At 42.0% G+C, this 11298-nt stretch carries 7 protein-coding genes and 1 pseudogene; 2 read left to right on the top strand and 6 right to left on the bottom strand.

Annotated elements, in window-relative coordinates:
- Positions 1 to 27: 27 nt before the first annotated feature.
- The 5 genes from ACFFAP_RS07625 to ACFFAP_RS07645 form a co-directional block, all read right to left on the bottom strand.
- Positions 28 to 414: a M10 family metallopeptidase C-terminal domain-containing protein gene (locus ACFFAP_RS07625; RefSeq protein ID WP_375510652.1), complete on the bottom strand. Its 387-nt coding sequence runs from the start codon at positions 412 to 414 to the stop codon at positions 28 to 30.
- A 242-nt stretch (positions 415 to 656) separates the two neighbouring features.
- Positions 657 to 1448: a peptidylprolyl isomerase gene (locus ACFFAP_RS07630; protein WP_375510653.1), complete on the bottom strand. Its 792-nt coding sequence runs from the start codon at positions 1446 to 1448 to the stop codon at positions 657 to 659.
- Positions 1449 to 1691: 243 nt separating this feature from the next.
- Positions 1692 to 3239: an HlyD family efflux transporter periplasmic adaptor subunit gene (locus ACFFAP_RS07635; RefSeq protein WP_375510654.1), complete on the bottom strand. Its 1548-nt coding sequence runs from the start codon at positions 3237 to 3239 to the stop codon at positions 1692 to 1694.
- 110 nt (positions 3240 to 3349) lie between these two features.
- On the bottom strand, positions 3350 to 6451 hold the full coding sequence (locus ACFFAP_RS07640; RefSeq protein ID WP_375510655.1) for a peptidase domain-containing ABC transporter: 3102 nt from the start codon (positions 6449 to 6451) through the stop codon (positions 3350 to 3352).
- A gap of 1615 nt (positions 6452 to 8066) precedes the next feature.
- Positions 8067 to 8465, bottom strand: a complete 399-nt coding sequence (locus tag ACFFAP_RS07645; protein WP_375510656.1) for a hypothetical protein — start codon at positions 8463 to 8465, stop codon at positions 8067 to 8069.
- A gap of 401 nt (positions 8466 to 8866) precedes the next feature.
- On the opposite strand from ACFFAP_RS07645, the gene ACFFAP_RS07650 reads away from it, so the two are divergent.
- Positions 8867 to 9061 carry a hypothetical protein gene (locus ACFFAP_RS07650; RefSeq protein ID WP_375510657.1) on the top strand — a complete coding sequence of 65 codons (195 nt, stop codon included), beginning with the start codon at positions 8867 to 8869 and terminating at the stop codon, positions 9059 to 9061.
- A gap of 2 nt (positions 9062 to 9063) precedes the next feature.
- On the opposite strand, the pseudogene ACFFAP_RS07655 reads toward ACFFAP_RS07650, so the two are convergent.
- A pseudogene (locus ACFFAP_RS07655) lies at positions 9064 to 9192 on the bottom strand (IS5/IS1182 family transposase); the annotation flags it as partial.
- A 706-nt stretch (positions 9193 to 9898) separates the two neighbouring features.
- Between ACFFAP_RS07655 and ACFFAP_RS07660 the strand changes: the two are divergent.
- On the top strand, positions 9899 to 11298 hold a 1400-nt coding region (locus tag ACFFAP_RS07660; RefSeq protein ID WP_375510658.1), incomplete at its 3' end, for a calcium-binding protein.

Consider the following 11298-nt stretch of genomic DNA (forward strand, 5'->3'; position numbering starts at 1 on the left):
TACGCAAAGCGTTAGTAGTAAATTCTTCTAAGAAAATATGATCGAATCAGAGCTAAACTGCTTAGAATTTACACCTGATAGCAGTAATGTTACTTGAGCGTCTTCAGCATTAAAATTTAAAAAGAGACCATCATTAGCATTGGTTATATTTCCTTGATAAAACATCTCATTTAACCAAGTGTCAGGCTTAATCTCATGCAAGCCTGTAAATTCAATCTTATCAATACCAATTTTAAAATCTTGAATGACATCAAACTCACTTTTCAACAATTTATCGCTAACGTTGAAAATATTATCGAGACCAATATCAATACCAATACCAACTAGTGAATCTTGAACAGCACCAAGCTTACCTGCCAACAAGCTATCGCTAACGTTGAAAACAAATTTGTTATAGCCATCGCCTCCAACCAAAACATCATCTTCCTGAATTTAATTTTATTATTGCCAGACAACGCTTATAGCGATTTAATTTAAGTTTATAATTGCGCTAAAATAGCATTTTGCGGATGTGCTTACAAAGATAGACAAAACGAAAAAATATTAAATTTTTAAGCAAACAATAGCACATACACAACATTTTATAACGCTAGATACATCTACCTTAAATCAGCTAAGATAGTTAGCTTAAAAAACATTTGTAATTTAATAACCTGTTAAGTATTGCTAAATGTATCTAGGAATTTATCCTGCGCTCGCACATTTGCATCTGAGTCTATCTGAGTGACAATTATCATCGCGTTGATTTGTTGCTTTAACCAATGAGAAAATGATTCTGTAATGATTTTTTGGCGCAATTGTTCATCTAATTGGGGTTGAATAATTTCTTCCACCCAAATTAAATGCACTCCCTTGGGTGTCGTAATCGGTTTGAGAGCATTTGGCGGTGCAGCAGCAAATACAGCAGCTGCAATCTCTGGGCGAAAATCTTTGCGGTATCGAAGTCCTTGATATCCATAAGCACGGCGGAGTTCTGGTTCTGGAATATATAAACGAGCAATTTCAGGAAAATTGATTTCGCCTTCTTCTAGAGCATAAAAAAGCTCTAAAGCCAAGTCTCGATCCTCGAAGACGACTTCGTAGGTAACGGCGGCGACATAATCTAGTTGGTGTTCATAAAAGTGCTTTTCGAGTTGATCGGAAAATAGATGATTTGCTAACTTTTGCGAAAGGATGTTGTTGTAGGCTAATTCTTCAAACTCATTCACAGACAGGTGGTGTTTTTCTAGCCATGTCCAGGTGTCTTTAGCTTTGACAAGCTTCTTCGCAAACCTTAAGCCATCTCCTTCTTGCTGTAGTTCTTCTGGAGTAACTGTAATTCCTAGCTCTTGAGCTGCTTCGGTAATGATGCTTTGCGATGCGATCGCCTCCACTACATCAGGGATCTGACAGGAAAGTTTGAGGCTGTGAATAATATCTGAACTGGAAATTATCAGATTGTGGGGCATAACATGATATCTCCAATAATTAAGGGCATTGTTAAGTTAGAAGTTAGGAGTAGAGACGCGATTAATCGCGTCTGTACAGGAGTTAGGAGTAGAGACGCGATTAATCGCGTCTGTTTAGGAGTTAGGAGTAGAGACGCGATTAATCGCGTCTGTACAGGAGTTAAGAGTTATTTATTCCTCTAATTTCCCTTGTCGTATTTTTTAATTCCAGTGTGTAGCTTGCCGCCGTAGGCATTGCTCTGACTAAATCTCTAAACCGCCTTTTTGCAGTTTCTTGAACGGATCTAAAACAAAATCAATCACCCGCCGTTGGCGAATGATCACTTCAGCGTTTGCTGTCTGACCTGCACCTAGTGGAATACGTTTGTTACCATTTTCGACATACTGCTGCTTTAAGGTGATTTCTAACTCATAGTTTTCAATGTTCCCTTGGGGTGTTTGGGTAATTTTCGAGTCAGGAGAGATCCAAGTAACTTTTCCAGGTACGATGCCATACTCTTGGAAGGGATAGGCATCAAACTTGACTTTAACTGGCATTCCTAGCTTTAAGAAACCACTATCTTGATTAGGCATATTAGCTCTGAGTACGAAGTCTGCATTCTTGGGTGCGATTTGGGCAATCCTTTGACCGAGTTGTACTACTGCTCCCGGTTTAGTGGTGGGTAATTCAAAAATCACCCCATTAATTGGCGATCGCACCACTCGTTGCTGTATCTGAACTTTTATAGATGTAATCTGGCTTTTAGTCTGAGCCACTTCTGATTGCACTGCTGTTATTTGCGCCTGTATGTCTTTTAACTGTTCCTGATTTTTCATTACAGCTAGTTCCCCAGCTTGCGTCAAACTTTTATAGCTACTTTGTTCTTCTTGCAGTCTGAGTTTTGCTTGTTTTATATCCGACTCCAACGTTTTGATAGTTACTTGATAACGACTTAGTTCTTCCGCTAAACCCAATTCTGCTTGTTTAATATCTGATATAGCCTTGCTATAGAGTCGTTTACTTTCTTGTTCTTCTTTTTTGAGTTGATCAATTTGGGTTGCAGAAACTGCACCATCCTGAACGAGTTTGCTAAAGCGTTGAACTTGCCTAGAATCTATACTCAAAAGGCTTTTAGCCGATTGCTGATCGTTGCGAGTTGTGTAAATCTGCTGCTGTGCTTGCTTAACTAATGCTTGCTTTTCTAACTTTTGGAGATTATAGCTACTCAGTTTGGCATCCAGGTTTTGCTGCGCCTGGTTAACTTGAGCCATTTTTTCTAATTCTTGGGATTTATTTTGTTGCTTTAAGAGGCTAGTTGACATTAGGAGTTGATTTTTGAGCAGTTCCAGTTGCGATTGCCGATTTTGTAACCCTTGCAATTTGCTCTGCACTTGTTGCAGTTCCGTTTGCAGGACATCAGACTCTAGTTCTACTAGAACCTGGTCGGCTCTAACTGTGTCTCCTTCTTTGACCATAACTGCTTTGACACTCCCACCAGCTTGAGCGTCTAATTTTTGAGTTGCGCCTTTCGGTTCTATACGCCCTCTAGCACTACCAGTCTCATCTATTTTCGAGAGAGTTGCCCAAGGCAAAAACAAACCAGCAAAGGCTATGAGTGCATACAGCAAACCACGAGTCCAAATTCGAGGTAAGGCATTGAGCAATGCTTCAGTACCGTAGTGCAAATCTTGACTGTCATTTTCTACCTCTTTCTCCTCGTTAAACTCTACAGATTCCTCCTGCTGTGTGTAACTTTGATACTTATCTGTCTGATCTTGAGGAAATGGGGATGATCTATTGGGAGATGGCATAGCTTTAGTTCCGATAAAAGTAGCTAGGGAGTGGGGAAGGTGGGGAGTAGGGAGGTGGGGGAAGAGGGGAGAATAATTGCTAACTTCTGGCTAATGCCCAATGCCCAATCTCAACTAACTTGAGCCAGTTGTTGTTGATTCAGGTAGTAATAATGACCTTTTTTAGTGATTAACTCGTCATGGGTACCGCTTTCTACCAAAACGCCTTGATCTAAAACTAGAATTAAGTCAGCGTTGCGGACTGTAGAGAGGCGATGGGCAATGATTACACTTGTGCGTCCTTGAAGAATTGTTTTGAGGTTGTTTTGAATAATTCGTTCTGATTCGGAATCTAAATGGCTAGTGGCTTCATCAAACAGTAATAACCGAGGATTTCCCAGCAAAGCACGAGCGATCGCTAGGCGTTGGCGTTGTCCACCAGATAGCATACCGCCGCCTTCACCAATTTCGGATTCGTAACCCATCGGTAGTTTTTGAATAAATTCATCGGCTCCGGCGTATTTTGCTGCTTGGATAATTTCTTCTAAAGAAGCATTTGGATAAGCGATCGCAATGTTTTGCCGAATAGTCCCACCAAAGAGAAAGGTATCTTGGTCTACAACGCCGATTTGAGAACGCAGCGATCGCAACGAAACACTCGTGATATCACGACCATCAATCAGTAATTTGCCATCTGTCGGTGGATATAAACCCAAAATCAATTTACTCAGGGTTGTTTTTCCAGAACCACTGCGCCCTACTACTGCAACCATCTGTTCTGGCTGGATTTCAAAGTTAAGATTTTCTAAGACGTTAGTCTCACTTTCTGAGTGATAGCGAAAGGTGACATTATCAAAGCTAATGTGACCGCGCAGCTTACCCAACGACTTCCGGGGTTTAGTTTCTAAATCTTCTTCTGGTTTTGCCTCCAACACATCATTTATGCGTTCGGTGGAAATCACAATTTCTTGCAATTGATTCCATAGCATAGATAACCTCTGGAAAGGACTCAAGACGTTACCCACCAACATATTGAAAGCAACTAATTGTCCAATCGTCAGTTCACCATTAATTACCTGGGTCGCTCCATACCACAGCAATGCAGTATTGACAAAAGTTTGGATAACGCCACTGAGAATTTGCAGCTGATTACCAATTATTTGAGCATTAAAGCCTTTTTTGACTAAATCATTCAGCAGTTCCTCCCAACGCCAGCGTACAGTCTGTTCAATTGACAATGAACGGACGGTACGAATTCCGCTCAGAGATTCTATGAGATAGCTTTGTTCTTTAGTGCCTGCATTAAAAATTTCTCTGGACATCCGGCGCAAAATATTTGTGCTAGCTAGTGCCAAAATAAAAAATGGCGGTACTGTACACAGCACGAATAATGACATGCGCCAGCTATAAGAGAACATTAAGCCCAAATAAACCACCAATGTCAGCATATCCAGTAAAATGGAGAGTGTCTGACCAGTAAGGAATTGCTGAATTTTCTGGTTTTCTTGGATGCGCGAGACTATATCCCCAACAAAACGCGACTCGAAATAAGAAAGGGGTAAGCGGAAGGTATGTTTGATAAAACCTACGAGTAGGGCAATACTAACGCGGTTAGCAGTATGAAATAGCAGATATTGCCGCAGAGCATTGACAGCCACACCAAATAACCCAAAAATAATCATCCCCAAACCAATGGCGTTTAGAGTTGTAACGCTACGTTGCACAAGTACTCTATCGAGCAATAACTGAGTGAAAACTGGCGTTACCAATCCAAATATTTGGATTAATATTGAAGCTGCAAAGATTTCTAATAATGCCCGATAGTGAGGTTTGATTAACTCAAAAAACTTCCAGAAGCTTGTACTTTCGTTTTTAGTATTTTGTAATAAAGCTGTAGGTTCCAGTAACAATGCATAGCCACTCCAACCCGCTTGAAATTCAGTTTTTGTCAGGCTGCGTTGACCAAGAGCCGGGTCACATACAATCACCCGCTTTTTGGTGATTTCATAGACAACGATGAAGTGTTTGCCTTCCCAGTGGACAATTGCAGGTAAAGGTTGTTCTGCTAATTTATCAAGAGTGGCTTTCACCGGACGGGTGGCAAAACCCAGGTTTTCTGCTGCTGTTGCCATAGCCTTTAGAGATGCACCACTGCGGTTGACGTTGGTCATATCTCGCAGGCGATTGATACTAAAATGCTTGCCCCAATAGTTACCAATCATTACCAAGCAAGCAGAGCCACAATCGGCAGCACTTTGTTGGGCATAGAAGGGATAGCTCTTTGTCAGGTGTCTCCACCAATGCCCCACTTGCACTTTCGGAGTAGGAAAGTAAAAACGTGATTTTTTTGGTTGTTGTTGTGACTGCTGATCTCGTTGGGGAAAAAGAATGATTTTAGATTTTGGAGATTGGGAAGTTTTTTCCCCACTCTTTACTACAGAGGCGATTAATCGCGTCTTTCTCCACTCCCCAGTACAGACGCGATTAATCGCGTCTCTACCCACTCCCCAATTCCCCAACTCCGGGAAGTATTCTAGTGCTGTTTGCATCTGGTCGTTTTTCAGAATGTAAGCAATTGTTGGTTGACTTACCTGCCAATCATCTTGTTTTGGTTGGGCAAAGATTGTGCCTGGTGTCAAAAAATGGCCTTCAATATGCCGCAGTTGACCTTTGTACAATAGGCATAACTCAGAATCTTGCGATACTTGCGTAGTTATACCAGTTTCTAAATGCTGTCGCTCAAAGAGAGATAAAGCTTTGAGCATCCCTGGTACAAGTGATGTATGGCACGGTAATTGTGAGGTTTGGCGACATAACAATAGCAAATCCCAAAGTTCTGCACGGGCAAAAAGGCGATCGCGGATATTAGGATACTTGTCTATCAATGTTTGCAATGCGTCTTGTCTGAAATAGCCCAGTTTTAAGCTTGTCGAAGCTCTGACTGCATAAGGACTAAAGTCAGCTTCGGGAAAAAGAGTCAATTCGCCAAAAATAGACCCAGCACCAAAGCTAGTGATTAAATTCTCAGAGCTATCCAACAGTCTAACTTTACCTGTAAGGATAATATAGATACCAGGATTTGTCTGTGCAGATTGCCAGAACTGCTTTGCTGGTGGTGGCTCCACAATTTCCATTGCTGCCAATAAATTTTGTAATTCTTTTTCTGAAAGCTTTGCACCCAACGTGTACAAGAGCCTTTCGCCTACATCTTCCCCAGAAAGCACGGCTGGCATTTTCTAACCTCCAAGACAAAATTTAGCTATTGGTCGAAATTTAAAAAATAATAAAAAGTGTTATTTGATACTTTTATATCTGCAAGGAAACCCTAAACTTACTGGAAGAAAAGAGTTTATATAAAGAGTATTTTTATTTGAGAATCAGCGCCACTCGTTGTAACTGACTGTTGATCTTGACAATCACTAATGTGAATGCCAACATATTGGGCTAGACGTTTGCATAGCCAAGCTTCTTTGCTCGCAAAGCATCAATCCTTGCGGTGTCTTCGGTCGCCACAAGATTCGTACTTTCAGCAAGAGGTTGAATAGGAATTTAGATGCTTTGCGTCTACGGCTTTGCCAAAGTATTAAAATCAATTTAGTAGGGGATGCTTCTGTCTACAGTCCGTAAACTCCAGCATTAAAAAGCTGGCTTGGGGCTGGCTATAGTTAAGAGACAAGAAAAACTATAAAGCAAATCATGATTTTTTGAGATTTTACTACTCAATAAAAATCTCATTTCAACAACAATATTGCTTGGTTTGCTTAGAAGCTACTAAACTCAATCTTTTTACAGTCATGTTTAGTCTCTTTAAACATATACACAAAGACTTGCGTAAGTTTTTTTACACCTCCTTTCGCAGAATTAGTCTAAGTGGTTCAATAGTTTTGCGATAAACATATTTACATAAATAGCTTACACTGATTAACTTAAAGTTTGAATAGATTACGCTTATTTTCATGTAAATTTTCTGAAATATTAGATAAGGGACAATTCTTCGCAAAAAAAATACAATTTTCACCCATTCACACATTAAATCTTTAACCAAATACACCACACAGTATAGTGCTAGTTATAACAGCACATAATACTTCTGGTTCGCCCATTTTGTCGGGAGTTAGAAACAAAGTATACTCAAGGCTAAAAGACTGGTCACCAAGTTTAGTGTAAATAGTCGTTGAGAACCCAAGCAGAGCAAAAATCCGCTATAAATAAATACGTATATGGCTGTAAGTAAGTCTTGGTATAAATTTGAGGGGTTTCAATTTTTTTGGGGCACTTCAGTGTTTTTATTTCCCGCGCCTGATGAGGATGATGGTAGAAAATTCTCGGATTTGCTAACTTGATCCTTAAGTCAGCCACCCAAGCACAGGGAGAAATACTTCCAAGTAGCGATCGCTTTGTAGTCAATACAGTTCAGTTAAACATTTCTTTCTTCTCTCTGTGTCCAACTCTTAGAGACGCTGCGCGAAGGCGTCCAACTCTTAGAGACGCTGCGCGAACGCATAGCGTTCCGTTCGCGCAGCGTCCCGTAGGGAAGGAAAGGCGGTTCGTTAAAAAATTTGACTTTGACTAAGAGTTTTAGCCTTAACCCAAGCGTATTGGCTTTGTAGTGAGTGATAAGCTAATCAGCATTCAAGTTAGATAATCAGGGCGGGTTAGATGCCCACCCCACAAGATATTGAAAAAATTTTAACCAAATTATCTATGACCATCAAGGCGTGTGCATTCACACTCAACGTCAGATTTACCAAGCCGACGCAGTAATTGTGAGAGTATCGATTGGTGTCTTGCACTCAATTCAATTTACCAACAATTTATTCTGCGATCGCTCCATCCAGTCCACTAAGGCTATGATGCAGTTTTAGCATTCTCACTAGCCGCTTCCTTGAGAGTCGTCTTTAAACGTGTTGCTGTGCTTTTGCGGATGCGATCGCTTTTGCGAACAGCACCCGCCATTTCATATTCACGGCTATCTTTGCCGTATTTAAAAGCAACTCCAATCAGCATTTTCTCAGTGAGGTCACTTAAGGTTTTGTCCAATTCGTCCATCTCAGTTCTAGAAGAGTTAATCACAGACAAAGCAGTATTATAAGCATCTATCTTGCTACGGTACTGCTCAATTAGTTGTGTCATGTTTTGCAAGTTGCGAGCATCCCCAAAATCCATACTGGGATCAATTGCTTTAAGTCCCGCCGCTCTTAATTCAGCTTTTTCTAAAACGCGGTATGTACGTTTTTGACCAGGCATAAATGTATTCCTTTCATTCTGCTTTAGAGCTAGTTTGCCTTACTAAAGCTGTATTTTAGCTCAGTGAAATCCTCATAAATTTGTATCTAAAGCAATGCAGATATCAGTATTTATCACATAAATTATGATTTTGTTGATGAAAAACATGATTTTGTTGATGAAAAACATGATTTTGTTGATGAAAAACATGTTTTTGTTGATGAAAAACATGTTTTTGTTGATGAAAAACATAATTTTGTTGATGAAAAACATGTTTTTGTTGATGAAAACCATGATTTTGTTGATGAAACAGTTGCACCAAGCGATTTCTAATTGCCAGGACTAGGTGCTAAAAATTAGAGAATTTAGAAAAAAGGCAGTGTGTTAATAATTAGATAGCATACATATAGTCAAAGCAGGATATGATACTTGAAACTGCGGCGATCGCTGTTGGCACTATAATAGCTACCAAAGCCTTAGAAAAAACAACCGAAAAGGTAACAGAGTCTTTAGTGGATAAGACTGGCAAGTTTCTCGTCACGCTCAAAAAACAGTCTCCCCATAGTGTAGTTGCGATCAAGAAAGCACCAAGCCTAAGCGTTTTTTCTCAATTGTGAGAAATCCGGGTACAAACCTCCCGCATATCAGTTGTGCGTGGATGTCCTCCAGATTTGGCTGCTGGAATCAAGGGTTCCAGGATTTCTCACTCCATATCAGTTAAGTCTGTGGGGTAAGACTTTCGTGCCATAAGCAACTACGTAAATACACAGTTTGCAAGGTATTTTATGACTACAGTAACTCCTTTCTCCTCATTTTTAGATTTACTTTATAAATAGCCTCTTATGGCACTCCTCCCTTGCCCAAGTCGAAAGCAAGGTACTCGCCATCATTTAGATAACTTTATTCCCGAATTATTAGCTGCAACTTCAACAAAATGTCTTAAAATTTATCGCAATGCAACTCAAAGTTATTGCTGACAAGGCTGTTCCTGACCGTCCTGCTAGAAACGAACCATGAGTTCGTAAACGTCGTCCAAAAGCCTACTCCTTAATGACCAAACCACGGCATGAATTACGCAAACAATTGCAAACTGCTTAAACCACAAGCGTTTCAGCTTTTCTTAGTGCCATTCCTCTTTTAGTTTTTAGTAGCAAATAAGATGCGTTTGCCCTATGCTAGTGATAGCTATTTAGGCAGTGTCTAGACCAAGAAACCAGGTATCCGCTCAATAAATCGGGGCGAACTACCAGTTCAGGAACGAGTTTACGCCATTTGAGCCTTGTCACTGAGCGATTTCCCCCGGATTATTGAGCGGTTACGAAACCAGTCTAAGTAGATGCTGCATTTAATTTTAACTACCTATCTAGGGTTTCTCCCCGCTGGCAGGGCTACTCATAGATGACACCTCTGCCAGCGAATATCTCTGAATCAAACTTATAACCGAGGGGATTGATATGGCAGACATTATTGGAGACAACAAGAATAACACTCTAATTGGCACGTTTGAGAATGACGCTATCCTTGGTCAGGGCGGTGATGATAACCTCTTTGGTCAGGGCGGCAATGATGACCTCTTGGGTGGGGCTGGCAATGACTCGCTTAATGGCGAGGACGGCAATGACCTTCTCAATGGTGAGGACGGCGAGAACACCCTGCTTGGTGGGTTAGGCGATGATGTCCTCCTTGGTGGATCTGGCAATGACCTTCTCGATGGCGAGGAGGATGACGATCAACTCCTTGGCAGAGGCGGTGACGACACCCTGCTTGGTGGGTTCGGTAATGATGCTTTCCTTGCTGGCTCTGGCAATGACCTTCTCGAAGGCGGGGACGGAAATGACCGACTCGCTGGAGAAGACGGTAAAGACCAACTCTTTGGTGGGGAAGGGGTTGACACACTCAATGGCGGGGCTGACGATGACTTGATTGATGGCGAGGATGGCAATGACAGCTTGATTGGTCAGGCTGGTGATGACATCCTCCTTGGCGGGGCTGGCGATGACCGACTAGAAGCAGGGGACGGGGATGACAAAATCTTTGGTGGGACTGGCATTGATACTGCTGACTATTCAAATAGCACTGCTGGTGTCACCCTTAACCTAGTGACTGGAACTGCCAGTGGAGGGGCTGGGAATGATGTCCTATTTAATATCGAACAAGTCTTTGGTTCTGGTTTCAACGATTCCCTAACTGGCGGGCGCGGTAATGACACCCTCTTTGGTAGAGGAGGCAATGACCTACTTGATGGTGGAGTTGGTAGTGACCTGCTTGATGGCGAGGAAGGCAACGATATTGTCCGTGGTGGGGATGGCGATGATACCTTGCGTGGTGGGACTGGCAATAACCGACTCTTGGGTGGAGCTGGTGTTGATACTGCTGCTTATTTCAATGCCACTGCCGGAGTCACGATTAACCTTGCCACCGGAACCGTTACAGGGCAGGACAGGAATGATGTCCTGTTGGAGATTGAAAGAGTCGTTGGTTCTAGGTTCAATGACACCCTCTTGGGCGGAGCTGGCAATGACTTCTTCCTCAGTGGTGGGGACGGGAATGACTCTGTCAATGGTGGGGCTGGTAATGACCGCCTCTTTGGCGATAACGGCAATGACACCGTCCTTGGCGGGACTAACGACGACTTTATCAATGGCGGGAACGGCAATGACTCCCTGCTTGGCGGTAGCGGCATTGACATCCTGCTTGGTGGGGCTGGCAATGACCAACTCCAAGGTGAGGACGGGAGTGACACTCTCATTAGTAGAGAAGGCAATGATACCCTGCTAGGCGGCAGCGGCAATGACATTATGCTTGGTGGGGATAGCGATGACTTTCTTGATGGTCAGGAAGGTAATGACCTCGT

It is taken from the genome of uncultured Nostoc sp. (assembly GCF_964245575.1).
Classification (GTDB): domain Bacteria; phylum Cyanobacteriota; class Cyanobacteriia; order Cyanobacteriales; family Nostocaceae; genus Nostoc.